This window comes from Serratia sp. CY84636 (assembly GCF_052166245.1).
Lineage (GTDB): Bacteria > Pseudomonadota > Gammaproteobacteria > Enterobacterales > Enterobacteriaceae > Serratia > Serratia nevei.
Window position 1 is genome coordinate 345,700 of record NZ_JBJNOX010000001.1, and the last position, 25,199, is coordinate 370,898.

Here is a 25,199-nt window from a genome sequence, read left to right on the forward strand (position 1 = left end):
TGTTAACCCACAACCAGGTTAAGCAGTTTGCCCGGAACGTAGATCACTTTGCGAATCGTGACGCCGTCCAGATATTTAGCCACCAGATGCTCTTCGGCAGCGCGCGCGCGCACCTGCTCTTCGGTCGCATCGGCAGATACGGTGATTTTAGCGCGAACCTTGCCGTTCACCTGCACCACCACCAGCTTGGAGTCTTCGACCATCGCCTGTTCGTCGGCAACCGGCCATGGCGCGGTGTCCACGTCGCCTTCGCCGCCCAGCGCCTGCCACAGGGTGAAGCACACGTGCGGGGTGAACGGATACAGCATGCGAACCACGGCCAGCAGCGCTTCCTGCAGCAGCGCGCGATCCTGCTCGCTCTCCTGTGGCGCGCGGGCCAGCTTGTTCATCAGCTCCATCACGGCGGCGATCGCGGTGTTGAAGGTCTGACGGCGGCCGATATCGTCGGTTACCTTGGCGATGGTTTTGTGCAGATCGCGGCGCAGTGCTTTCTGATCTTCGTTCAGCGCCGCTACGTCGAGCGGCTGTACCGCGCCTTTTTCCACGTGATCGTAGGCCAGTTTCCACACGCGTTTCAGGAAGCGGTTAGCCCCTTCCACGCCGGATTCCTGCCACTCCAGCGTCATTTCTGCCGGTGAAGCGAACATCATGAACAGACGCACGGTGTCCGCGCCGTATTTTTCCACCATCTCCTGCGGGTCGATGCCGTTGTTCTTCGACTTCGACATTTTGCTCATGCCAGCATAGACCAGTTCACGGCCTTGCGGATCGGTGGCCTTGATGATGCGGCCCTTGTCGTCGCGCTCGACGGTGGCGTCAACCGGAGATACCCAGACGCGCTCGCCGCTGTTGCCGGTGTAGTAGAAGGCGTCAGCCAGCACCATGCCCTGACACAGCAGACGCTTGGCCGGCTCGTCGGAATCCACCAGGCCTGCATCGCGCATCAGCTTGTGGAAGAAGCGGAAGTACATCAGGTGCATGATGGCGTGTTCGATACCGCCGATATATTGATCGACCGGCAGCCAGTAGTTGGCGGCGGCCGGATCCAGCATACCCTGGTCATACTGCGGGCAGGTGTAGCGCGCGTAGTACCAGGAAGACTCCATAAAGGTGTCAAAGGTGTCGGTTTCACGCAGCGCCGGCTGGCCGTCGACGGTGGTCTTCGCCCACTCAGGATCGGCCTTGATCGGGCTGGTGATGCCGTCCATGACCACGTCTTCCGGCAGGATCACCGGCAGCTGATCTTCCGGCGTCGGCATCACGGTGCCGTCTTCCAGCGTCACCATCGGGATTGGCGCGCCCCAGTAACGCTGACGGGAGACGCCCCAATCGCGCAGACGGTAGTTGACCTTGCGCTGGCCTACGCCCTTGGCGACCAGTTTGTCGGCGATGGCATTGAAGCCCGCTTCATTGTCCAGGCCGTCAAATTCGCCGGAGTTGAACAGCGCGCCTTTGTCGGTCATCGCTTCGGCGCTCACGTCAGGCTGGCTGCCGTCGAGGTTCAGGATCACCGGTTTGATCGGCAAATCGTATTTGGTGGCGAATTCCCAGTCGCGCTGGTCGTGCGCCGGTACTGCCATCACGGCGCCGGTGCCGTATTCCATCAGTACGAAGTTGGCGACCCACACCGGCAGTTGCTCGCCGCTCAACGGGTGGACAACGAACAGGCCGGTCGGCATGCCTTTCTTCTCCATCGTCGCCATTTCGGCTTCGGCAACTTTGGTATTGCGGCATTCTTCGATGAAGTCGGTCAGCGCCGGGTTATTGCGCGCGCCCTGTTGCGCCAGCGGGTGGCCCGCGGCGACCGCCACGTAGGTAGCGCCCATGAAGGTGTCGGGACGGGTAGTGTAAACCGTCAGCTTCTCTTCGCTGTCCGCCACGTCGAAGGTGATTTCCACGCCTTCGGAGCGGCCAATCCAGTTGCGCTGCATGGTTTTCACCTGCTCTGGCCAGCTTTCAAGCGTGTCCAGATCGTTCAGCAGCTGATCGGCGTAGGCGGTGATTTTGATGAACCACTGCGGGATCTCTTTACGCTCGACCTTGGTGTCGCAGCGCCAGCAGCAGCCGTCGATAACCTGTTCGTTGGCCAGCACGGTCAGATCGTGCGGGCACCAGTTCACCGCCGAGGTCTTCTTGTAGACCAGGCCTTTTTCATACAGCTTGGTGAAGAACCACTGTTCCCAGCGGTAGTATTCCGGCTGGCAGGTGGCGATTTCGCGATCCCAGTCGTAGCCGAAGCCCAGCAGTTTCAGCTGGTTCTTCATGTATTCGATGTTGTCGTAGGTCCACGGGGCCGGTGCGGTGTTGTTTTTCACCGCCGCGCCTTCCGCCGGCAGGCCGAACGCATCCCAGCCGATCGGCTGCAGTACGTTTTTGCCCAGCATGCGCTGATAGCGCGAGATCACGTCGCCGATAGTGTAGTTACGAACGTGGCCCATGTGCAGTCGGCCGGACGGGTAAGGCAGCATGGATAGGCAGTAGTACTTTTCCTTGCTGTCGTCTTCGGTAACTTTGAAAGTCTGCTTCTCTTGCCAGTGAAGCTGTACGTTCGATTCTATGTCTTCTGGACGGTATTGCTCTTGCATGGCGGCCGGTGGTCCTGTAGGTGTAAACCGTTGCCCCGGTCAGAGGCAACGCAATGAACATTTAGTATTCGTAGATCCGCATAGCATAGCTGATAAGACCTCCCGGCAACAACTCCAAGCGCCTGACTCGGCGCATTTAAAAAAAACGCCGCCATGACGCGGCTCACAACCTGCGGATCCCGCGTCTTGCCAAGTGACATCAGTCATTTACGGCTAAAATAAGAACAAGTAGCTTAGGGGTATCCCTACAGCCAAGTCCGGCGCAGCGTTTATCGAGGAGAGTCTATGAACAAGGTTGCTCAGTATTACCGCGAATTGGTGGCATCGCTGACCGAACGCCTGAAAAACGGCGAACGCGATATCGACGAACTGGTGGCCAGCGCGGAGCGGCGGTTGAACGAGGCCGAAGATCTGACCCGCGACGAAGTGCGGCAGGTGACGCAGGCGGTGCGACGCGATCTGGAAGAGTTCGCCCGCAGCTATCAGGAAAGCCGGGATGAGTTTACCGACAGCGTGTTTATGCGGGTGATCAAAGAGAGCCTGTGGCAGGAACTGGCGGATATCACCGACAAAACCCAGCTGGAGTGGCGCGAAGTGTTCAAGGATGTCAGCCACCACGGCGTTTACCACAGCGGTGAAGTGGTGGGGCTGGGCAATCTGGTGTGCGAGCAGTGCCACTACCACCTGGCGTTCTATACGCCGGAGGTGTTGCCGCTCTGCCCGAAATGCGGTCACGACCAGTTCCAGCGCCGGCCGTTTGAACCTTGATGACGTTCCCCGCTGCGGCGGGGAACGTTAAGGCCGGCGTTTAACGGAACAGTTTCTTCAGCAGGTTGCTCAGGAAACCGCCGCTGACGGCTGCCGGGGCGGCTTGCGCCTGCGCTGGTGCGCTGGCCGCTACGGCGATGCCGGCCGGGATTTTCTGCGCGACCGCGATGCGGCTGTCCTGGGCGGCTTTCTCTGCCGCTTCCGGGCCGTAGGCGAAGCCTTCCGCCAGCACGAACTCAACGTCGGTGATGCCGATAAAGCCCAGGAACAGCTTCACGTACGGCGTGATCAGATCCGTCGGCGTGTCGGCGTGGATGCCGCCGCGGCTGGAGATGACGATCGCTTTCTTGCCCGTCACCAGCCCTTCGGCGCCGGCGGAGGTATAGCGGAACGTCTGGCCGGCGCGGGCGATCAGATCGAAGTAGATCTTCAGCTGTGTCGGGATGTTGAAGTTGTACATTGGGGCGCTGATGATCAGCGTGTCGTGCGACTTCAGTTCGGCAATCAGCTCATCGGACAGCGCCAGGGTGCTTTGCTGGTGCGGCGTCAGCGGCTTGTCGCCGGCGGTAAAACCGGCCATCACTTCGCCATCCAGCTCCGGCAGGGTCGGGTTGGCCAAATCGCGCACGGTGAATGTGTCTTCAGGGTGAGTTTCACGCCATTGTTCAACAAAAAAATCGACTAATTTTCCAGACTGGGAATATTCACCCAGAATGCTTGATTTCAGGACCAGTACGCGGCTCATTGGCTTATCTCCAGGCGAAGTCTAATCGGTAACGATGTCAGTCGGTGTAAACGCATGGTAGAGGCAAGCCAGGAACAGTGATAGCGCAAAAATTCGCTGAGTTAAATCAAAAAACTTGAATGAGGGGCGCGAGCGCGCCCCGATGGGATCAATAACGCGCTACGCGCTCGGCCAGCAGCTCGATAAAGCCTTCGCGGTTGATGCCGGTCAGCACTTCCACGTTGGCCGCGTTGCCGGTTTGCTGGAAATAGTCCACCACCGTCATGCCGACGGTGTATTCCCCTTTGGTTTCCACCCCCACCCAGCGCTCTACGCCGGTAAACAGCTGCGGCGCCAGCAGCCAGGCGATGGTGCAGGGATCGTGCATCGCCGCGCCGGGCAGGCCGCGCGGATGGCTGATGTACAGCGGCAGGTAAAAATCGAGCATCTCCGCGACCGCCTGCGCGACCGGATTGTCTATCTGACGAATGCGCTCGATATCCTGCGGCAACACCAGCGCCTGATGGGTGACGTTCAGCCCGGCCATGGTCAGCGGCACGCCGGATTTCAGCACCATTTCGGCGGCTTCGGGATCGACGAAGATGTTGAACTCCGCGACCGGCGTGGTATTGCCGGCGTTCATGCCGCCGCCCATAAATACGATGCGCTCGATGCGGTTTTTCAGCTCGGCATGCTGGGCCAACAGCAGAGCGATGTTGGTCATTGGGCCGGTCACCACCAGGGTTATCGGCTGCGGGCTGGCGCGCAGCAGGTCGGCGATCAGCTCAACGGCGCCGCGGGGATCGGGCTTGATTGTCGGCGTCGGCAGGTGGGTGTTGCCCATGCCGGTTTTGCCGTGGACATAGTCGGCGATCACCAGTTCGCGCATTAGCGGGCCGCCGGCACCGGCGGCGACCAGTATGTCCTCGCGCTGCATCAGGGTCAACAGACCCAGCGCGTTATGCAGGGTTTTCTCCGGCGTCTGGTTGCCGGCGGAGGTGGTGATGGCTTTGACGTCCAGCTCCGGCGAACGCAGCGCCATAGCCAGCGCGATGGCGTCGTCGAGGCCGGGATCGCAATCGATGATAATAGGGCGGGGCATGTTCTTTCTCCTCTGTTTGTTATCCAGCGAGCATCGGATCAAAACCGGGGAGAAACAAGCGCTTTTAGTGCCGGGGGAAAAGATGCGCCCCTGGCGGGGCGCATAGGCAGAGCGTTTAGTGCAGGATCTTGGCCAGGAAGTCCTTGGCGCGCTCGGACTCGGGGTTGTTGAAGAAATCGTCTTTGTTGCGGTCTTCGACGATTTTGCCTTCGTCCATAAAGATCACCCGATTCGCCACCTTACGGGCGAAGCCCATTTCGTGGGTCACCACCATCATGGTCATGCCTTCGTTCGCCAGTTCGACCATGACGTCCAGCACTTCGTTGATCATTTCCGGATCGAGCGCCGAGGTCGGTTCATCGAACAGCATGGCGATAGGATCCATGCACAGCGCGCGGGCGATGGCGACGCGCTGCTGCTGGCCGCCGGACAGCTGACCGGGGAACTTGTTGGCATGGGCGGAGAGGCCGACGCGCTCCAGCAGCTTCAGGCCCTTCTCGCGCGAGGCGGTCTTGTCGCGCTTGAGCACTTTCACCTGCGCCAGCGTCAGGTTGTCGATGATAGACAGGTGCGGGAACAGCTCGAAGTGTTGGAACACCATGCCGACCTTGGCACGCAACTGCGCCAGGTTGGTTTTCTTGTCGTTGACCGGCGTGCCGTTCACCAGGATGTCGCCCTGCTGGATCGGCTCGAGGCCGTTGACGGTTTTGATCAGGGTGGACTTGCCGGAACCTGAAGGACCGCAGACGACGACCACTTCGCCTTTTTTCACTTCGGTGGTACAATCGGTCAACACCTGAAAGTGACCGTACCACTTAGAAACATTTTTCAGGGATATCATCAAACAGTCCTTTTCTTCAAATAGCTTACCAGCGCCGAGGCGGCGAGGCTGATAACAAAATAGACAAAGCCGGCGAACAGGATCATTTCAACCTGGGTGCCGTCGCGTTCGCCGATGGTCGACGCGGTGCGGAAGAAGTCGGCCAGGCTCAGTACGTAAACCAGCGAGGTATCCTGGAACAGTACGATGCCCTGGGTCAGCAGCAGCGGCACCATGGCGCGAAACGCCTGCGGCAGGATCACCAGCCGCATGGATTGCCAATGGGTCATGCCCAGCGCCAGCGCGGCGGAGGATTGGCCGCGCGAGATGCTGATAATGCCGGCGCGGATGATTTCCGAGTAATAGGCCGCTTCAAACAGGGAAAAGGCTACCATAGCCGAGATCAGGCGAATATCGGTTTTCGGCGATAACCCTAGAACCTGTTGTAATAAGCTTGGAACCACCAGATAGAACCACAGCAGCACCATCACCAACGGCACCGAACGGAACAGATTGACGTACAGGGTGGCGAACCAGCTTATCGGCTTGAACGGCGACAGACGCATCACCGCCAGCACGGTGCCCCACAGGATGCCGACCACGATGGCGGTCACGGTGATCTTCAACGTGATCACCATGCCTTGCAGCAGATAAGGGAAGCTTGGGACGATCGACGCCCAGTCAAATTCGTACATTATTTACTCCCCAGGTTGCCAGGCAACTGCACTTTCTTTTCGACCAGACGCATAAACAGCATGATAACGGCGTTGATGCCGATATAAGCCAGCGTGATGGCGGTAAAGGATTCATAGGCGTGTGCGGAGTAATCCAACAGCTTGCCGGCCTGCGCGGCCATGTCCACCAGCCCGATGGTGGAGGCGATGGCGGAGTTTTTGACCAGGTTGAGCATTTCCGAGGTCATCGGCGGCACGATCACCCGGTAGGCGTTCGGCAGCAGCACGTAGCGGTAGGTTTGCGGCAGCGTCAGGCCCATCGCCAGCCCGGCGGCTTTCTGGCCGCGCGGCAGGGACTGAATGGCGGCGCGCACCTGCTCGCATACGCGGGCGGCGGTAAACAGCCCCAGGCAGAGCATGGAGGAGACGAAGAACTGCACGTTGGGATCCAGCTCGCTTTTAAACCAGGTGCCGATATTGGCCGGCAACAGCTCGGGGATCACCAGATACCAGGTAAAGAATTGCACGATCAGCGGCACGTTGCGGAACAGTTCGACGTAACAGGTGCCGAGGGCGGAAAGAAAGCGGTTGGGCACGGTACGCAAGATACCGAACAGCGAACCGACGAAGAAAGCGATAATCCATGCACAGACGGAGAGGGCCACCGTGACCTGAAAGCCGGACCAGATCCAGCCGAGGTAAGTGGTGTTCCCAAACGGGGCCTGCTGCAGGAAGATACCCCAGTTCCAATCTATTGACATAACAAACTCCGGTAAACGGGCGCAGGGCGCCGAAGATTGATGACTTGATGAGCGCCGATCGCCGTGCGGCCAGTCTGGCTGGCTTGTTGTGTGCGGAGATCGGTGATGCGCGTTGGGGAAAATGAGGGAGGAGAACGGCCCCCCTCATACCTGTCTGTCCCAGTCATCAACTGGGCCGGTTTGGCCTGCGGCCGCCCCGGCTCTTGTTCTATTTAGTTCAACGCTTTGTCGTTAGGCTCTTTGAACAGCTGCTTCATGTCGTCCGACAGTTCGAAGTTCATGTTGAGGTTTTTCGGTGGAATAGGCTGCTTGAACCATTTGTCAAACCACTTGGCCGCTTCACCGGAGGTTTGCGCCTGGGCGATGGTGTCATCGACCAGCTTTTTAAACTCAGGATCGTCTTTGCGCAGCATGCAGCCGTAGGCCTCTTTCGACTGCGGCGTGCCGATGATTTCCCACTGATCCGGTTTCTTGGCCTTGGCGCGCTCGCCCGCCAGCAGGGCATCATCCATCATGAAGGCCACGGCGCGGCCGCTTTCCAGAGTGCGGAAGGAATCGCCGTGGTCTTTGGCGCTGATGATGCGCATGTTCATCTTGTCGCTGTCGTTCAGCTTGTTCAGCAGCACTTCGGAGGTGGTGCCGGAGGTGACCACCACCGGTTTGCCGGCCAGGTCTTTAAAGTCTTTGATGTCGGAGCCCTTTTTCACCAGCAAGCGGGTGCCGACCACGAAAATGGTGTCGGAGAAGGCGGCCTGTTTCTGGCGCTCGAGGTTATTGGTGGTGGATCCGCACTCGAAATCATAGGTGCCGTTTTGCAGCAGCGGGATGCGGTTCTGCGAGGTAATCGGCAGCATTTTCACCTGCAGATTCGGCGCATTCAGCTTTTTCTTAACGGCTTCAACGATTTGGTTGGAGTAGTCCTGAGAGTAGCCCACAACTTTTTGTTGGTTGTCGTAGTAGGAGAACGGCACTGACGATTCGCGGTGGCCGACAACGATCACGCCATTGTCTTTGATTTTCTTCAGCGTACCGGTCAGGTCTTCCGCATGCGCCACGCTACCTGCCGCACCGAGCAGCAGTAACGATAACGCCAATTTACGCATTTGCATGGTCCAACTCCTTTGCTGTTGTGGTGGCTCTGACTAAAGAGCGTCAGGTTAAATCGACTATTTATTGCTCAAGTTATAAAGATAGTCTTAGAACGGATAGCCGTTAAAAAATAACCGATTGTGAATACCTTGAAACTAAAATGTTTCATTTTTTGAGACGCCGCGCGCACCAAATCAATGCAACGAAACCCTGACGCCCCCGCGTGGTGCGCTCAATGCACCCAAAATGTGCACAGGTGCGACAAAACGTCAGCAAAAGTAAATCGGCGCGCGATGTCACCATAGTTAAAGCAAGGAGTGTGCCAGCCGCGTTGATTTAACGGCGTTTTCTGACCAAGGAGGGGACAGTGACGAGAACGCGGGGCGCGGCGGGCGCGCCCCGGCGAGAAGGACTATTTGCGGCGCAGGCCCAACATCAGCGCCCAGCCGCCCAGCAGCAGGGTTATCACCCACAGCGGCGTGGCGCCGAAGCGTGCGTAAGGCGTGACGCCGGTGGTTGGCGTGACCTTCACTTCGAGCACCTGACGGGTAAACTGCGGGATCTCGGCGATCACCTCGCCGTTCGCATCCACCGCGGCGGTAACGCCGTTGTTGGTGCTGCGCAGCAGCGGCCGGCCGAGCTCCAGCGCCCGCATGCGCGCCATCTGGAAGTGCTGCCACGGGCCGATGGAGTGGCCGAACCAGGCGTCGTTGGAGATGGTCAGCAGGAAGTTGGTGTCCGGGCGGAAGTTATCGCGCACCTGCTGGCCCAGCACGATCTCGTAACAGATGGCCGCCGTCAGGTTGTAGCCGCGTACGCTGAGCTGCGGCTGCACGTAGTCGCCGCGGCTGAAACCGGACATCGGCAGATTGAAGAACGGCGCGATAGGGCGCAGCAGTTCACCCAGCGGCACGAACTCGCCGAACGGCACCAGGTGATGCTTGTTGTAGCGATCTTTGGCCGGGTAGCTGTAAGGCGTCGGTTCGCCGAGCACGATGGCGCTGTTGTAGATCTGCTGGCCCTGTGGCGTGGCGCGCGCATCGACGATGCCGGTGATCAGGCTGCTGTTCTTCGCCCGCATCAGGTCGTCCATCATGGTCAGGAAGCCGTTCTGGTTGGCTTCATAATCCGGGATGGCGGACTCTGGCCAGATGATGATCGGCGCCTTGCCCATGTAGGGGCGGGTTTCGTCCAGATAGGTTTGCAGCGTGCTGAGCAGAATGCTCGGATCCCACTTCATTGACTGGGGAATGTTGCCTTGCACCATGGCGACGTTCACCGCTTTCTCCGGCTGCGGTGTAAACCACTGCAGCTGGCGCAGCGGCCACGGCAACAGCAGCAGCGCGGCAGCGATGACCGCAGCCGACAGGCGGCGCTGATTGACGGCGTACACCAGTAGGCCGGCGATGGCCATCAGCACAAAGGTGATGGCGTCGACGCCCAGCAGCGGCGCGATGCCCTTCAGCGGGCCGTTGATCTGGCTATAGCCGAACTGCAGCCACGGGAAGCCGGTCAGCACCCAGCCGCGCAGGAATTCGGTCACCTGCCACAGCGCCGGCGCGGCGATGGCCAGCCGCCACCAGCGGGTGGCCGGCCACAGGCGCGTCAGCAGCCCGGCGAACAGCCCGGTATACAGCGACAGGTAAGCGGCGAGCAGCACCACCAGGAAGACGTTGACGGCGAAAGGCATGCCGCCGAAATCGGCGATGCTGACATACACCCAGTTGATGCCGCTGCCGAACAGCCCGAAGCCCCAGACAAAGCCGAGCAGGGCAGACTGTTTGGTGGTGCGATTGAGGGTAACGGCCAGCAGGCCGAACAGGGAGACGATGGCCGCGGGCCAGAAGTCGTAGGGCGAGAACGCCAGCGTCCCGCCGGCACCTGACAACAGCGCCAGCAGGGCGCGAACCCGCTGGCGTTCAAGTAATGAGGCTTTAGCCATGTTGGATTTAATCTTCCAGTTTCGGTGGTGGAGAATCGTCCGGAATTTTTACATGAACCTGGATAATACGTCGACTGTCGGCCATGGCAACTTTAAATAGGTAACCTTCGATTTCAATGGTTTCCCCGCGCGCCGGCAGGTGACCGAAGGCCTGCATCACCAGACCGCCGATGGTATCGACCTCGTCGTCGCTGAAATGGGTGCCGAAGGCGTCGTTGAAGTCTTCGATCGGGGCCAGCGCGCGCACGGTGTACATGTGGCGGCTGAGCTGGCGGATATCCAGATCGTCTTCGTCGTCGTATTCGTCTTCGATCTCGCCGACGATCAGTTCCAGAATGTCTTCGATGGTGACCAGGCCGGATACGCCGCCAAATTCGTCAATGACAATCGCCATGTGATAGCGCTGGGAGCGGAACTCTTTCAGCATCCGGTCGACGCGCTTGCTTTCCGGCACCACCACCGCGGTGCGCAGCACCTTGTCGATGCTGAACGGCTCGGAGTCTGCGCGCATGAACGGCAGAAGATCCTTGGCCATCAGGATGCCTTCGATGTGATCTTTGTCTTCGCTGATCACCGGGAAGCGCGAGTGGGCGGAGTCGATAATCACGTCCAGGCACTCTTCCAGCGTCTGGTTGCGCTTGAGCGTCACCATCTGGGAGCGGGGGATCATGATGTCGCGCACGCGCTGTTCGGCGATATCCATCACGCCTTCCAGCATGTCGCGGGTATCGGGATCGATCAGGTCGTTTTGTTCGGAATCACGGATCAGCTCGACCAGATCGCCACGGTTTTTGGGTTCGCCGTGGAACAGCTGGTTAAGGATAAGAGTAAAGAACCCCTTCTTGGGACTGGGGCTGTCATTGCTTTGTGAATGGTCGTCGCTCATGGCGTTTTCGTTACTGTCACTCATGTCAGAGTTAAGGGGCGTCAGCGACAGCCCCGTATGGGGGCTGTAGGGTAAACGGCTGACGTCAGACGGGGTCTTTTTCCGCCAAGTACGGATCAGGGTAACCCAGTCCGTGCATGATTTCGGTTTCCAAAGACTCCATTTCTTCGGCTTCATCGTCTTCGATGTGGTCATACCCTAGCAGATGAAGACTGCCATGGACAACCATATGCGCCCAGTGGGCCTCCAGCGCCTTGCCTTGCTCAATCGCTTCCTGTTCAACCACCTGGCGGCAGATAATCAGGTCGCCGAGCAGCGGCAGCTCGATGCCCGGCGGGGCCTCGAACGGGAAAGAGAGCACGTTGGTCGGCTTGTCTTTGCCGCGGTAGGTCAGGTTCAGCTCGTGGCTTTCCGCTTCGTCCACCAGACGCACGGTCACCTCGGCTTCTTCCTGAAATTGCGGCAGCACGCCTTCCAGCCAGCGCTGGAAGGTGGCCTCATCCGGCAGGCCGTCGCCGCTTTCACAGGCAATCTGCAGATCCAAAATCACCTGACTCATGGTGTCTCCTGCTCGGAGGCGGCGAGCGCCTCGCGCTTACGTTGTTCGGCAATCGCGTCTTTGCGTTTCTGTTCGGCCGCTTCCCAGGCCTCATAGGCGATGACTACGCGGGCCACCACCGGATGGCGCACCACGTCTTCGCTGTGGAAGAAGTTGAAGCTCAGTTCTTCCACGTCCGACAGCACTTCCACCGCGTGGCGCAGGCCGGATTTCTGGTTGCGCGGCAGGTCGATCTGGGTGACGTCGCCGGTGATGACCGCCTTCGAGTTGAAGCCGATGCGCGTCAGGAACATCTTCATCTGTTCGATGGTGGTGTTCTGGCTCTCATCCAGAATGATAAAGGCGTCGTTCAGCGTACGGCCGCGCATATAGGCCAGCGGCGCGACTTCGATCACGTTGCGCTCGATGAGCTTCTCCACGCGCTCGAAGCCCAGCATCTCGAACAGGGCGTCGTACAGCGGGCGCAGGTAAGGATCGACCTTCTGGCTCAGATCGCCGGGCAGGAAGCCCAGTTTTTCGCCGGCTTCGACCGCAGGGCGCGTCAGCAAAATGCGGCGAATTTCCTGGCGCTCCAGCGCATCCACCGCGGCGGCGACCGCCAGGTAGGTTTTGCCGGTGCCCGCCGGGCCGATGCCGAAGGTGATGTCGTGATCGAGAATGTTGGCGATGTACTGCGCCTGGTTAGGCGTACGCGGTTTCACCATGCCGCGCTTGGTTTTAATGGTGACCGCCTTGCCATAATCCGGCACGCTGTCGGCCACCTGTTCCAACACCCGGCTCTCTTTGATAGCCAGGTGGATTTGCTCTGGGTCGATATCCGGGATCACGCCGCGAATCGGCGCGGTATCCACGTACAGATGGCGCAGGATATCGGCGGCGGCAACCACGCACAGGTTTTTGCCGACCAGCTTGAAACGGTTGTCGCGGCGATTGATTTCAATGCCCAATCGGCGCTCGAGTTGCTTGATGTTGTCATCAAACGGGCCGCACAGGCTGAGCAAACGCTGGTTGTCTGCGGGCTCTAACAAAATTTCTTGTGTTGCGACGTTCAAACTATTCCTCTAGGTCACATCGGGCCTGGTTGATGTCACATAGCGCGTTCGGGACGCGCGCGTTCAGGACGAGCCTGAATACTCTCTTTCTTGAATTATTCATGGTGCGCCGCAACGGCGCAAGTTTACCGCTGATCTATCTGTGCGCCATCGGCGGAATTCAAGGGAAGATAAGGAAAAAACGCGGCGGGGCGCAAAGCCCGCCGCGTCATCACAGAACAAGGCCGCCGTGAATCAGTTCTTTTTCACGAACTCGGATTTCAGCTTCATCGGGCCGAAGCCGTCGATTTTGCAGTCGATGTTGTGATCGCCTTCGACCAGGCGAATGTTTTTCACCTTGGTGCCGATCTTCAGCATCGAGGAGCTGCCTTTGACCTTCAGGTCTTTGATCACGGTGACCGCATCGCCGTCCGCCAGCAGATTGCCGTTGGCGTCTTTGACGATCAGCGCGTCCTGATCTTCCGCCGGGGCGCTGTCGCTCCACTCGTGGGCGCACTCAGGGCAGATGAACAGGGCATTGTCCTGGTAGGTGTATTCGGAGTTGCACTTCGGGCAGTGTGGGAGTTGCATGTTATGTCGCCTCTTCAACAATAAAAAAATAAAAAAGAAAATCACCGGGCGCGGGCGCCCGGCGGAGAAACGGTAAGGAGTAGCGCGAATGGGCGGCGATAAGGCGGCCGCCGCGGCGTTAGGGCTGGTAAATGCCGACGCCCAGCGCGTTTTCTTTGCGGGTACGGGCGATCACCGACTGCGGGGATTCATGTACGCGCAGATCCATCTGCTGTTCGGTGCGCACCACTGCGCCACGCAGGGTGTTGGTCAGCACCTCGGTAATTTCCACGTCGACGAACTGGCCGATCATGTCGGGCGTGCCCTCGAAGTTTACCACACGGTTGCACTCCGTGCGCCCGGCCAGCTCCATCACGCTTTTGCGCGAGGTGCCCTCCACCAGAATGCGCTGGACGGTGCCGAGCATGCGGCGGCTGAACTGCAGCGCCTGCTGGTTGATGCGATCCTGCAGAATATACAGCCGCTGTTTTTTCTCTTCTTCGCTGACGTCGTCGACCATGTCCGCCGCCGGGGTGCCCGGGCGCGACGAATAGATGAAGCTGAAGCTGACGTCGAAATTGACGTCGGCGATCAGGTTCATGGTCTGTTCGAAGTCGGCCTGGCTTTCGCCCGGGAAACCGACGATGAAATCGGAGCTGAGCTGAATGGCCGGCCGCGCCTTGCGCAGCTTGCGGATAATCGCCTTGTACTCCAGCGCGGTGTGCGCGCGTTTCATCATGGTCAGGATGCGATCCGAACCGCTCTGCACCGGCAGATGCAGGAAGCTGACCAGCTCCGGCGTGTCTTCGTACACCGCGATGATGTCATCGGTGAACTCGATAGGGTGGCTGGTGGTGAAGCGAATGCGATCGATGCCGTCGATGGCTGCCACCAGGCGCAGCAGTTCGGCGAACGAACAGATCTCGCCGTCATGCGTGGCGCCGCGGTAAGCGTTGACGTTTTGGCCGAGCAGGTTGACCTCGCGCACGCCCTGCGCCGCCAGTTGGGCGATTTCGAACAGCACGTCGTCGCTCGGGCGGCTCACTTCTTCACCGCGGGTGTAAGGCACCACGCAGAAGGTGCAGTATTTGTTGCAGCCTTCCATGATCGACACGAATGCGGTCGGGCCTTCGGCGCGCGGTTCCGGCAGACGGTCGAACTTTTCGATCTCCGGGAAGCTGATGTCGACCACCGGGCTGCGGGTGCCCTGAACGTGATTGATCATTTCCGGCAGGCGGTGCAGGGTCTGCGGGCCGAAGACCACGTCGACGCAGGGCGCGCGGCTGCGGATCAGTTCGCCTTCTTGCGAGGCCACGCAACCGCCGACGCCGATGATGACAGACGGGTTCTTTTCTTTCAGCAAGCGCCAGCGCCCCAGCATGGCGAAAACTTTCTCCTGCGCTTTTTCACGGATCGAGCAGGTGTTCAGCAGCAGCACGTCCGCCTCTTCGGCGTTTTCGGTCCACTCGAAGCCGTGCGTGCTGTTCAACAGGTCGGCCATTTTCGATGAATCATACTCATTCATCTGGCAGCCCCAGGTTTTGATATGTAGTTTTTTCGTCATTGACTTGCCATTACTCAGTGCGGAGCGAAAGTTGCGTTACGCGACATGCAGGGCGCGTATTGTAATCATTTGCCGCCGTTGTGACCAGCGCGGGGGAAAATGGCACGCGACCTGAAGCCGGAGCGAAAATCCGGTACACTGCGCAAAACGCCATGCCGGGTGGGATGGCGAGCATTCACACAGAAAACATAGCCAATATGAAGACATCTCAAAATCGGTATGACGCGGTGGTGGTGGGCGGCGGCATGGTCGGCGCGGCGGCGGCCCTGGGGCTGGCACAGGCGGGCTGGTCGGTGGCGTTGCTGGAACATCAGGCGCCGCAGGCGTTCGAGGCGCAAAGCCTGCCGGATCTGCGCATTTCCGCGATCGGCTGCACCTCGGTGGGGCTGCTGAAACAGCTCGGCGCCTGGCAGGCCGTGACGGCGATGCGCACGGCGCCGTATCGCCGGCTGGAGACCTGGGAATGGGCGTCGTCGCGCGTGGCGTTCGACGCGGTGTCCCTGGGGCTGCCCGAGCTGGGCTTTATGGTGGAAAACCGCATTCTGCAGCTGGCGCTGTGGCAGCAGTTCGCGCAGTGCGCCAACCTGACGCTGCTGTGCCCCGCCAGGCTGCAATCGCTGCAGCGGGCGGACAATACCTGGCAGCTGACGCTGGACGGCGGCGAGACGCTGCAGGCGCGCCTGGTTGTCGGCGCCGACGGCGCCAACTCGCAGGTGCGCAAGCTGGCGGCGATCGGCACCAACGGCTGGCAGTATCGTCAGGCGTGCATGTTGATCACCGTCGATACCGGCGCGCCGCAGCAGGATGTGACCTGGCAGCGTTTCTTCCCGTCCGGGCCGCGCGCCTTCCTGCCGCTGTACGACAGCTGGGCGTCGCTGGTGTGGTATGACAGCCCGCAGCGCATTCGCCAGCTGCAGGCGATGCCGCCGGCGCAGCTGGAGCGTGAGATCGCCGCCGCTTTCCCGGCGCGACTGGGCCCGGTCAAGGTGCACGCCGCCGGTTCGTTCCCGCTGACGCGGCGTCATGCGCAGCGCTACGTGCTGCCGGGGCTGGCACTGCTGGGGGATGCGGCACATACCATCAACCCGCTGGCGGGGCAGGGCGTCAATCTGGGGTATCGCGACGTGGATGCCTTGCTGAACGTATTGAGCGATGCGCGGGAGCAGGGAGAGGACTGGAGCAGCGAGGCGGTACTGCTGCGTTATCAGCGCCGCCGCCGTACCGACAATCTGCTGATGCAGAGCGGGATGGATCTGTTCTATACGGCTTTCAGCAATAACCTGGCGCCGCTGAACGTGGCGCGCAATCTGGCGCTGATGGCCGCACAGCGGGCGGGCAAGCTGAAAGAGCATGCGTTGAAGTACGCGTTGGGATTGTAACCGACAGGGCTCAGCTGCGGCTGGGCCCGTTAGGATTGGCTGAACGCCAGACAGCAAAAAGCCCGCCGAAGCGGGCTTTTCTAAATATGGCTGGGGTGCCAGGATTCGAACCTGGGTATGCTGGTATCAGAAACCAGAGCCTTACCGCTTGGCGACACCCCAATTATGGTGGCTACGACGGGATTTGAACCTGTGACCCCATCATTATGAGTGATGTGCTCTAACCAGCTGAGCTACGTAGCCGATGTTACTTTTTACTTCTTTGATTTGCAAGCAGTTTGTTATGGCTGGGGTACCTGGATTCGAACCAGGGAATGCCGGTATCAAAAACCGGTGCCTTACCGCTTGGCGATACCCCACCTGCAAACAAATCTTATGTTGAAACCCCATTCTCGAAAGAATATGGCTGGGGTACCTGGATTCGAACCAGGGAATGCCGGTATCAAAAACCGGTGCCTTACCGCTTGGCGATACCCCATCAACATACTGCGCCGACGATGAAGAGAAATGGTGCGGGAGGCGAGACTTGAACTCGCACACCTTGCGGCGCCAGAACCTAAATCTGGTGCGTCTACCAATTTCGCCACTCCCGCAATGCAAAAAAGAGATGGTGGCTACGACGGGATTCGAACCTGTGACCCCATCATTATGAGTGATGTGCTCTAACCAGCTGAGCTACGTAGCCCTCTTTTTTTGCTTTGCCTTCATCGGCGTTGCGGGGCGCATTATGCGTATATGACCGATTTGCGTCAACAAGTTTTTTCCCGAAAAAGTGCCGGGAAGCGCCGTTTGTCTGGGTTGTGAACATTATGGCGATAAAATCGGCAATTCAGGCAGTTGGCAGGGGGGAAAGGCAACAAAAAGGCGGGCCAAAAGGCCCGCCTTGGGGAAAACGCCGCGCGATTATTTATAGGCGGCCTGGTGCACGCCGACGGCGCGGCCGGAAGGATCGTCCATCTTCTTGAACGATTCGTCCCATTCGATGGCCTTGGCGGACGAACAGGCGACGGACGGGCCGCCCGGCACGCATTCGGCGGCGCTCGGCAGCGGGAACAGCTCCTCGAAGATCTCGCGGTACAGGTAGCCTTCTTTCGAGGTCGGCGTGTTGTACGGGAAGCGGAAACGCGCGGTTTCGAGCTGTTGATCGCTGATTTGCTGCGCAGCGACCTCTTTTAGCGTGTCGATCCAGCTGTAGCCGACGCCGTCGGAGAACTGCTCTTTTTGGCGCCAGGCCACGCTGGCCGGCAAATAGGACTCGAAACATTCGCGGACGATGTGTTTTTCCATTTTGCCGTTGCCGCACATTTTATCTTTCGGGTTGATGCGCATCGCCACGTCGAGGAATTTCTTGTCCAGGAACGGCACGCGGGCCTCAACGCCCCAGGCGGACATCGCCTTGTTGGCGCGCGCGCAGTCGAACATATGCAGCGCCAGCAGCTTGCGCACGGTCTCTTCGTGGAATTCGCGGGCGTCCGGCGCCTTATGGAAGTAAAGGTAGCCGCCGAACACTTCGTCCGCGCCTTCGCCGGAAAGCACCATCTTGATGCCCATCGCCTTGATTTTGCGCGACATCAGGTACATTGGCGTCGAGGCGCGAATGGTGGTGACGTCATAGGTTTCGATGTGGTAAATCACGTCGCGGATGGCGTCCAGGCCTTCCTGCACGGTGAAGTGGATCTCATGGTGCACGGTGCCCAGATGGTTGGCGACCTCCTGCGCGGCGCGCAGATCCGGCGAGCCTTCCAGACCGACGGCGAAGGAGTGCAGCTGCGGCCACCAGGCTTCGCTGCGTTCCTGATCTTCCACGCGGCGCGCGGCGTACTTCTTGGTGATCGCCGAGATGACCGAGGAATCCAGCCCGCCCGACAGCAGCACGCCGTAAGGCACGTCGGACATCAGGTGGCTTTTCACCGACTCTTCCAGCGCGGTGCGCAAGGCGGCGGCGTCGGTCACGTTGTCTTTGACGCTGTCGTAATCGAACCAGTCGCGGCGATAGTATTCGCGGATCTCACCGTCCTGGCTCCACAGGTAGCTGCCGGCCGGGAATTCCTTGATGGTGCGGCACACCGGCACCAGCGCCTTCATTTCCGAGGCGACGTACAGGTTGCCGTGCTCGTCGTGGCCCATGTACAGCGGGATGATGCCCAGGTGATCGCGGCCGATCAGGTAAGCGTCTTTCTCGGTGTCATACAGGGCGAAGGCGAACATGCCTTGCAGATCGTCGAGGAAATCCGGGCCCTTCTCCTGGTACAGCGCCAGGATCACTTCACAGTCGGACCCGGTCTGGAACGCGTAGCGGTCGCTCAGCTGTTGGCGCAGCGCCTGATGGTTGTAAATTTCACCGTTGACCGCCAGAACGTGGGTGTGCGCAGCGTTGTACAGCGGTTGAGCGCCATTGTTGACGTCGACGATCGACAGGCGTTCGTGAGCCAGAATGGCTTTGTCGCTGGCGTAAACGCCGGACCAATCCGGGCCGCGGTGGCGCATCAGGCGCGACAGCTCCAGCGCTTTCTTACGCAGTTCAACGGGATCGGACTTCAGATCGAGCACACCGAAAATAGAACACATACAACTCTCCTAACGGGCTTTTATGACTGTGATGTTGTTTTTTACTGTTATGGGCAGCATTGCCGATTTATCAGCGATAACCCGGTTTTGCTGCGCTGTGGTTATGAAAATGCGCCAAAAGCTGCGGGAGATGCAAGCGTTTTAGCCATGCGTTGAGAAATAGTTGTTTGCCTAGGTGTGGTTTTTAACGGATGTTCAGTTATCGACGTGAAAAATTATCGATTATGCAATTTTTAGCGTGATGGCGGGATTGCCGGCCAGTTTGGCCGGCAATCGATTAGCGATTAGGCGATGAGCTGCCACAGGGTGAAGGCGGCGTCCGGCGTCCAGCCGGCGTTGGAGGTGTGCGCCTGGATACAGGTATATTTCTTGCCTTTATAGCTCACCACGTCGCCAGCCTTGTAACTGTGGTTGTTCTGCCACTCGGGCGCCCCCGGATCGGGTGGCGTGCCGTCGTTGGCGGTTTTAACCGCCAGCGCGCTGCTCGGCAGCGAGGTATTGCCCTGGCTGTCGGTGGCGGTAACGAAGTAGCTGTACTGGGTGGCCGGGGTCAGGCCGCTGTCGGCCAGCGACAGGCCGGCGGTCTGGCCGATCGGGGTGCCGTTGCGGTAGACGGTGTAGCTGGCGATCGGTAAGGCGCCGGTGGCGGCGGCCCAGCTCAGCTTCAGCGAGGTGGCGCCCAGCTCGGCGACCGTCAGCGCAGTCGGTGCATTAGGTTTTCCCGGCGGTGGGGTAACGCCGCCCTGAATCAGCGGCGCGTAGCGGGTTTTGAATTCCCAGTTGTAGGCCACGCCGGCTTTGCTCTTACCGTTGTCCCAGTTGATTGACCAGGTCATCAGGCCCTTGATCGACAGGTTCTTGGCGTCGAGACGCGAGAAAGTGTTATATACCGCCTGTTTATCGATCACGTAGCCGGTGGCGGCGGCGTCGTTGTTGCTCGGCAGACCGATGACGAATTTTGCGGCCGGGATCTTTGCATAGCCGCGGGTGCCGGTGACCAGGCTTTCCGTCAGGTAGTAGAGGAAGTCCTCTTTCATGGCGTCGTTATTCTGCGTGATCCAGGCGTTGAGTTCGTCCACCCAAATACCGTCGCCACCCTGGTTATAATATTGCGGCGCGATAAAGTCATAATAGCCTTCGAGGGCGTTGATATAATCCAGGTAGGTGCCGTTGGTGCGTAAATACGGGAATTCCGGCGCCATGCTGATAATAAAGTTTTTTCCCTGCGCGGCGTAATAGTCTTTTACTTTTTTCAATGCCGCAGGCAAGACGGTTTTATTATTGGCGGCGCCGATCGCCGCCTGTTCCAAATCGATATCCAGACCGTCGAAGCCATAGACTTCCACCAGGCGAATAATCTCGTCTTTCAGCTTATCTTCGTCGCCGGTTTTCAGCTCGATATGCGCGTCTGCGCCGCCGAGGGAGATCAGCACCGCGCGGCCTTGGCTGTTCAGCACGCCCACCTGGCGGCGGAACTCGGCGTCGGACAGGTTGTACGGTTTGAAGGTTGGGATGCCCTGGCCTTTCATAAAGGCGACGGCCACCACGTTGTATTCGGCGGGAATATCGGTCAGGTTCATATTGGCGAACTGGCCTTGCCGATAGCCGTCACTGGCACCGGCGGCCCAGTTGTGCCAAAAACCCATCAGGATTTTTTTATTGGCGATAGTCGGCATAATGGCTGCGTCATCGGCGGCGGCATTAATCATGTTATTTGTGCTCATGGTAGCCTCATTAATTAGGGGTAAAGGTTTTCCGCTGGCCGGCAATATCAGCTATTGGCGGGGCGTAAGGTTATAATGAGGATTTTTAGCGCAGGCAGGCTGAAACCTTTTGCGGCCATGAACGAATTAAATTCAAACTGCGGTCAGGAAGAGAGAAATAATGGCGGCCGGGTAGCCGCCATAAATGCATCAGAAGATGGTGATATCGGCAACGGAAGGGTAGACGTAGCTCGGGCGGAACGGCATGGTTTCAATGTCGCTCAGCGTGGAGACGCCGGACAGCACCAGCACGGTTTCCAGACCGGCCTGGAAGCCCGCCAGAATGTCGGTGCGCAGGTTGTCGCCGACGATCACCGTCTCTTCCGAGTGCGCCTGCATTTTGTTCAATGCGGCGCGAATGATCCACGGGCTGGGCTTGCCGACGTAAAACGGCTTGCGGCCGGTGATCTTCTCGATGGGGGCGCACAGCGCGCCGCAGGCCGGCGAGAAGCCGTGGCCGTGGCTATCCGGGTTGGTGGCGATAAAGCGTGCGCCGTTACTGACGAAGTAGGCGGCCTTGTGCATCATGTCCCAGTTGTAAGAGCGGGTTTCACCGACGATCACGAAATCCGGGTTGATGTCGGTGATGGTGAAACCGGCTTTGTACAGCTCATGGATCAGGGCGCCTTCGCCGACCACGTAGGCTTTTTTGCCTTCCTGGCGGCGCAGGAAATCGGCGGTGGCCATCGCCGAGGTATAGAACGCGCTCTCCGGCACTTCCAGCCCGGCGGCGGCGAAGCGGTTCGCCAGATCCTGCGCGGTTTGTGACGGGTAGTTGGTCAGCACCACCAGCGGCATGCCTTGTTCCTGGATGCGCGCCAGGAACAGATCGGCGCCGGGCACCGGCGTATTGTCATGCAGCAGCACGCCGTCGATATCGCATATAACGTTTTTGATTTTCATTTGTCGCTGTTTCTCATGATTACGGCAGGCAAGGGGTGACGATAACACACCTGCCAGAAGCGGCGGATCAGCTTTCCAGCAATCGCTGCAAGAGCACGCCGTTGAGCATCGCGCGTTTGGCCAGGGCGAAAGCGCCGATCGCCGAGCGATGATTGAGTTCGGAGGTCACCACCGGCAGATTTTTGCGGAAGTCCTTCAGCACCTGGGTATTGATGCAGCTCTGGATCGCCGGCAGCAGCACCTTGTCCGCTTCGGTGATCTCACCGGCGATCACCACCTTCTGCGGATTGAACAGGTTGATGGCGATGGCCACCGCCTTGCCCAGATAGCGGCCGACGTGTTCGATCACTTCGCTGGCCAGCAGATCGCCGCGGTTGGCGGCCTTGCAGATGGCGTTGATGCCGCAGTCTTCCAGCGTCAGTTTGCTCGGGTAGCCCTGGCTCAGCAGCTGGCGCACGCGCTGTTCGATCGCCGCGTTGGCGGCTACGGTTTCCAGGCAGCCGAAGTTGCCGCAGTGGCAGCGTTCACCCAGCGGATCGATCTGGATATGGCCGATTTCGCCGACGTTGCCGTTATTGCCGAGAAAAATCTGCCCGTTGACGATGATGCCGGCGCCGGTGCCGCGGTGCAGGCGCACCAGAATAGAGTCTTCGCAGTCGCGGGTAGCGCCGAAGTAGTGCTCCGCCAGCGCCAGGCTGCGGATGTCGTGGCCGACGAAGCTGGTGACGTTGAAGCGCTGCTGCAGGTTGTCGACCAGCGCCCAGTTGCTGACGCTGATGTGCGGCATGTAGCGCACCACGCCCAGCGCCGGATCCACCAGGCCGGGCAGGATCACCGCGATGGCGATCAGCTCGCGCAGGCGGCGCTGGTTTGCTTCGATGAATTGGGCGATGGCGGCGAACAGTGCATTTTCCAGCGTTTCCTGGGTGCGTTCCGGCAGCGGATAGTGTTCTTCGCTGAGCGATTTACCGCTCATGTCATACAGGGTGATGGTGGCGTCGTGGCGGCCGAGACGCACCGCGACGGTATGGAAATGACGGGTTTCAGACACGATGGAGATCGCGCGGCGGCCGCCGGTGGAGGCTTGCTGATCGACTTCTTTGATCAGCCCGCGCTCCAGCAGCTGGCGAGTAATTTTGGTGACGCTGGCGGGGGCAAGCTGGCTGAGTTCGGCAATTTGAATGCGCGAGATCGGGCCCTGCTGGTCGATCAGGCGGTAAACTGCCGCGCCGTTAAGCTGTTTGACTAAGTCAACGTTCCCTATTTGTGCTTGTCCGCCAGTGCTCATCAATAATGTTACTCGCTGTTCATTGAATTAAACCTCGTTACCGTTAACGAGCGTTTTGGTGATCTTGAAATCACGGGTGAAGGCGGTCAGGTTAGCCACCTTGCCGGCTTCGATGGTGCCCAGACGCTGCTCGACGCCGATGGCGCGCGCCGGATACAGCGTCGCCATGCGCAGCGCTTCGTCCAGCGCGATGCCGATATGCTCGACGCTGTTTTGCACCGCTTCGATCATGGTCAGTGCGGAACCGCTCAGGGTACCGTTCTCATCCACGCACAGCCCATCCCGATAGTATATTGTTTTACCGGCGAAAATAAATTGGTCAATATCTGCACCTGCCGGTGCGGTCGCGTCGGTGACCAATACCAATTTATCACCTTTCAGGCGTTTGGCGTTACGGATACTCGCCCAGGCCACGTGATGGCCGTCGGCGATGATGCCGGTATAGACCTCCGGCGTATCGAAGATCGCCCCCATCAGCCCAGGTTCGCGGCCGGTGATATACGGCATGGCGTTGTACAGGTGGGTGGCGAAGCTGATGCCGGCGGCGAAGCCGGTGCGCGCCTGATCGTAGGTGGCGTTCGAGTGGCCGGCGGAGACCACGATGCCGGCCTTGGTCAGCTGCTTGATAACGTGCGGCTCAACCATTTCCGGCGCCAGCGTCACCTTGGTGATCACGTCGGCGTTGGCGCACAGGTAATCGATCATGTCCTGAGTTGGCTTGCGAATGAACGCCGGGTTATGGGTGCCTTTTTTCACTGGGCTGAGGTACGGCCCTTCCAGGTGCAGGCCCAGCGCCTGGTTTTGGTGCTTTTTCAGATAAGCGCGCATCACGTCGACGCTGTGCTTCATGAATTCGTCGCTGCTGGTGATCAGCGTCGGCAGATAGCTGGTGCAGCCGGATTTCTCGTTGGCGCGCTGCATAATCTCCAGCGTTTCTTCCGAAATCGCTTCCAGCGAATCGTTGAACTGGACGCCGCCGCAGCCGTTCAGCTGCACGTCGATAAGCCCAGGGGCCAGGATGGCGCCACCCAGGTCGCGCGTTTCGATGCCGGCGGGCAATTCAGCCGCCGGGCAGACTCTCTCGATCAGCCCATCAGCGATAATGACTGCATGGTCATCAAGTACGTCGTGGCCGGTATAGATTCGGCCGTGGGTTAAAGCGAACATCGTAGCCCCCTGCAAAGATTAAAGACTTTTCACGCTTTCCGCTTCTAACTCGCGGAAATATTTAACGGTTTTGACTTTCAGCTCCATAGTGGCCGGCTCGTCGCACACCACCACCGCTTTGGCGTGCAGCTGCAGGCAGCTGATGGTCCACATGTGGTTGATGTTGCCTTCCACCGCGGCTTCCAGCGCCTGCGCCTTGGCGTGGCCGGTCACCAGGATCATCACTTCTTCCGCGTCCAGCAGCGTGCCCACGCCGACGGTCAGCGCATATTTCGGCACCAGGCTGACGTCGCCGCCGAAGAAGCGCGAGTTGGCGATGCGGGTGTCTTCGGTCAGCGTTTTGATGCGGGTGCGCGAAGCCAGAGATGAAGCCGGCTCGTTGAACGCGATATGGCCGTCGATGCCCACGCCGCCCATGAACAGGTTAATTTTGCCGTAAGACTTGATCTTCTCTTCGTACTGGCGGCACTCGGCGTCGACATCCGCGGCGTTGCCGTTCAGCAGGTTGATATTTTCACGAGGGATATCAACGTGGTCAAAGAAGTTGCGGTACATGAAGGTGTGGTAGCTTTCCGGGTGTTCCTGCGGCAGGCCAACGTACTCGTCCATGTTGAAAGTCACAACATGCTTAAAGCTTACTTCACCTGCTTTGTGCATCGCAATCAGATGTTTGTAGGCTTCCAGCGGCGTGCCGCCGGTGGGCAGGCCGAGGACAAACGGGCGCTCTGCGGTTGGCTTGAATGCGTTGATGCGTTGAACGATATGACGCGCGGCCCATTTGCCGACTTGTGCGGTATCTTTCAGTGGGATAAGTCTCATCTAACACCTCTTGGGATAAGTAAACTAAAGCTATACTGTACGGGCCTGCGGGAGTCCTAAGCGTAACCCAGCTTTATGATTCTCGCGTGAATCGTCCGTCCGGTTGATTTTTTGAATGATAAAATAAGTTTTGTGTGATGGCCAGCAATCTGGGAGGGAAAGACTACTTTTTGGTGATATTTATCACAAAAAGGGAGGTTTTAATTTGCGATACAAAATAAATTTTTTACACTCGGC

21 protein-coding genes and 6 tRNA genes are annotated in these 25,199 nt (G+C 59.2%); 2 read left to right on the top strand and 25 right to left on the bottom strand.

The features are described from left to right. Positions 1-2: 2 nt before the first annotated feature. Positions 3-2,585 (bottom strand): leucine--tRNA ligase, encoded by a 2,583-nt coding sequence (gene leuS / locus ACJ8QI_RS01755; protein ID WP_442531996.1) that lies wholly within the window; start codon positions 2,583-2,585, stop codon positions 3-5. Positions 2,586-2,870: 285 nt separating this feature from the next. Between leuS and ACJ8QI_RS01760 the strand changes: the two genes are divergently transcribed. Continuing rightward, entirely contained in the window at positions 2,871-3,353 is a 483-nt protein-coding gene (locus ACJ8QI_RS01760; RefSeq protein WP_025301844.1) for a zinc ribbon-containing protein, read from the top strand. 40 nt (positions 3,354-3,393) lie between these two features. Here ACJ8QI_RS01760 and ACJ8QI_RS01765 read toward each other — a convergent pair whose 3' ends face one another. From ACJ8QI_RS01765 to miaB, 12 genes are all read right to left on the bottom strand, one after another. Continuing rightward, positions 3,394-4,098 (bottom strand): FMN-dependent NADH-azoreductase, encoded by a 705-nt coding sequence (locus ACJ8QI_RS01765; RefSeq protein WP_060440522.1) that lies wholly within the window; start codon positions 4,096-4,098, stop codon positions 3,394-3,396. 148 nt (positions 4,099-4,246) lie between these two features. Continuing rightward, positions 4,247-5,179: a pyrimidine-specific ribonucleoside hydrolase RihA gene (rihA, locus tag ACJ8QI_RS01770; RefSeq protein WP_442531997.1), complete on the bottom strand. Its 933-nt coding sequence runs from the start codon at positions 5,177-5,179 to the stop codon at positions 4,247-4,249. A gap of 115 nt (positions 5,180-5,294) precedes the next feature. Continuing rightward, entirely contained in the window at positions 5,295-6,020 is a 726-nt protein-coding gene (locus ACJ8QI_RS01775; RefSeq protein WP_019454076.1) for an amino acid ABC transporter ATP-binding protein, read from the bottom strand. Next, the gene (gene gltK / locus ACJ8QI_RS01780; protein WP_004939982.1) at positions 6,020-6,694 is read right to left on the bottom strand and encodes a glutamate/aspartate ABC transporter permease GltK; all 675 of its coding nucleotides are present in this window, start codon (positions 6,692-6,694) and stop codon (positions 6,020-6,022) included. The genes ACJ8QI_RS01775 and gltK overlap by 1 nt, the downstream gene beginning before the upstream one ends. Further along, positions 6,694-7,434, bottom strand: coding sequence for an amino acid ABC transporter permease (locus ACJ8QI_RS01785; RefSeq protein ID WP_019454074.1), 741 nt, complete (start codon positions 7,432-7,434; stop codon positions 6,694-6,696). The genes gltK and ACJ8QI_RS01785 overlap by 1 nt, the downstream gene beginning before the upstream one ends. A gap of 212 nt (positions 7,435-7,646) precedes the next feature. Beyond that, positions 7,647-8,543, bottom strand: a complete 897-nt coding sequence (locus ACJ8QI_RS01790; protein WP_442531998.1) for an amino acid ABC transporter substrate-binding protein — start codon at positions 8,541-8,543, stop codon at positions 7,647-7,649. A 392-nt stretch (positions 8,544-8,935) separates the two neighbouring features. Beyond that, positions 8,936-10,465 carry an apolipoprotein N-acyltransferase gene (gene lnt / locus ACJ8QI_RS01795; protein ID WP_442531999.1) on the bottom strand — a complete coding sequence of 510 codons (1,530 nt, stop codon included), beginning with the start codon at positions 10,463-10,465 and terminating at the stop codon, positions 8,936-8,938. Positions 10,466-10,472: 7 nt separating this feature from the next. Then, on the bottom strand, positions 10,473-11,351 hold the full coding sequence (corC, locus tag ACJ8QI_RS01800; RefSeq protein WP_025301851.1) for a CNNM family magnesium/cobalt transport protein CorC: 879 nt from the start codon (positions 11,349-11,351) through the stop codon (positions 10,473-10,475). Between the two features lie 85 nt (positions 11,352-11,436). Beyond that, a complete protein-coding gene (ybeY, locus tag ACJ8QI_RS01805) occupies positions 11,437-11,910 on the bottom strand; it encodes an rRNA maturation RNase YbeY (protein ID WP_033637441.1) in 474 nt (157 codons plus the stop codon). Continuing rightward, on the bottom strand, positions 11,907-12,962 hold the full coding sequence (locus ACJ8QI_RS01810; protein WP_004939969.1) for a PhoH family protein: 1,056 nt from the start codon (positions 12,960-12,962) through the stop codon (positions 11,907-11,909). The genes ybeY and ACJ8QI_RS01810 overlap by 4 nt, the downstream gene beginning before the upstream one ends. 234 nt (positions 12,963-13,196) lie before the next feature. Then, on the bottom strand, positions 13,197-13,532 hold the full coding sequence (locus ACJ8QI_RS01815; RefSeq protein ID WP_004939967.1) for a zinc ribbon domain-containing protein YjdM: 336 nt from the start codon (positions 13,530-13,532) through the stop codon (positions 13,197-13,199). Positions 13,533-13,650: 118 nt separating this feature from the next. Further along, a complete protein-coding gene (miaB, locus tag ACJ8QI_RS01820) occupies positions 13,651-15,075 on the bottom strand; it encodes a tRNA (N6-isopentenyl adenosine(37)-C2)-methylthiotransferase MiaB (protein ID WP_038877474.1) in 1,425 nt (474 codons plus the stop codon). A 197-nt stretch (positions 15,076-15,272) separates the two neighbouring features. Here miaB and ubiF point away from each other — a divergent pair, with 197 nt between their 5' ends. Continuing rightward, positions 15,273-16,454 (top strand): 3-demethoxyubiquinol 3-hydroxylase, encoded by a 1,182-nt coding sequence (ubiF, locus tag ACJ8QI_RS01825; RefSeq protein WP_164268465.1) that lies wholly within the window; start codon positions 15,273-15,275, stop codon positions 16,452-16,454. Positions 16,455-16,541: 87 nt separating this feature from the next. Here the strand turns inward: ubiF and ACJ8QI_RS01830 are convergent. The 12 genes from ACJ8QI_RS01830 to nagB all read right to left on the bottom strand — a co-directional run bounded on the left by ACJ8QI_RS01830 (position 16,542) and on the right by nagB (position 24,962). After that, positions 16,542-16,616 (bottom strand) — tRNA-Gln (locus ACJ8QI_RS01830). A 4-nt stretch (positions 16,617-16,620) separates the two neighbouring features. After that, positions 16,621-16,697: transfer RNA gene (locus ACJ8QI_RS01835), tRNA-Met, on the bottom strand. A gap of 41 nt (positions 16,698-16,738) precedes the next feature. Continuing rightward, positions 16,739-16,813: transfer RNA gene (locus tag ACJ8QI_RS01840), tRNA-Gln, on the bottom strand. Positions 16,814-16,857: 44 nt separating this feature from the next. After that, positions 16,858-16,932, bottom strand: a tRNA-Gln gene (locus ACJ8QI_RS01845). Between the two features lie 30 nt (positions 16,933-16,962). Continuing rightward, a tRNA-Leu gene (locus ACJ8QI_RS01850) sits at positions 16,963-17,047 on the bottom strand. A gap of 15 nt (positions 17,048-17,062) precedes the next feature. Then, a tRNA-Met gene (locus tag ACJ8QI_RS01855) sits at positions 17,063-17,139 on the bottom strand. A gap of 218 nt (positions 17,140-17,357) precedes the next feature. After that, positions 17,358-19,022, bottom strand: coding sequence for an asparagine synthase B (asnB, locus tag ACJ8QI_RS01860; RefSeq protein ID WP_004939961.1), 1,665 nt, complete (start codon positions 19,020-19,022; stop codon positions 17,358-17,360). A 284-nt stretch (positions 19,023-19,306) separates the two neighbouring features. Then, positions 19,307-20,746, bottom strand: a complete 1,440-nt coding sequence (locus tag ACJ8QI_RS01865; RefSeq protein ID WP_442532000.1) for a carbohydrate-binding protein — start codon at positions 20,744-20,746, stop codon at positions 19,307-19,309. A gap of 189 nt (positions 20,747-20,935) precedes the next feature. Next, positions 20,936-21,688: an HAD-IIA family hydrolase gene (locus tag ACJ8QI_RS01870; protein WP_004939957.1), complete on the bottom strand. Its 753-nt coding sequence runs from the start codon at positions 21,686-21,688 to the stop codon at positions 20,936-20,938. 67 nt (positions 21,689-21,755) lie between these two features. Then, entirely contained in the window at positions 21,756-22,976 is a 1,221-nt protein-coding gene (gene nagC / locus ACJ8QI_RS01875; RefSeq protein WP_004939956.1) for a DNA-binding transcriptional regulator NagC, read from the bottom strand. A 27-nt stretch (positions 22,977-23,003) separates the two neighbouring features. Next, entirely contained in the window at positions 23,004-24,143 is a 1,140-nt protein-coding gene (gene nagA, locus ACJ8QI_RS01880; protein ID WP_084826678.1) for an N-acetylglucosamine-6-phosphate deacetylase, read from the bottom strand. 18 nt (positions 24,144-24,161) lie between these two features. Next, positions 24,162-24,962, bottom strand: a complete 801-nt coding sequence (nagB, locus tag ACJ8QI_RS01885) for a glucosamine-6-phosphate deaminase (RefSeq protein ID WP_004939952.1) — start codon at positions 24,960-24,962, stop codon at positions 24,162-24,164. Between the last annotated feature and the right edge of the window lie 237 nt (positions 24,963-25,199).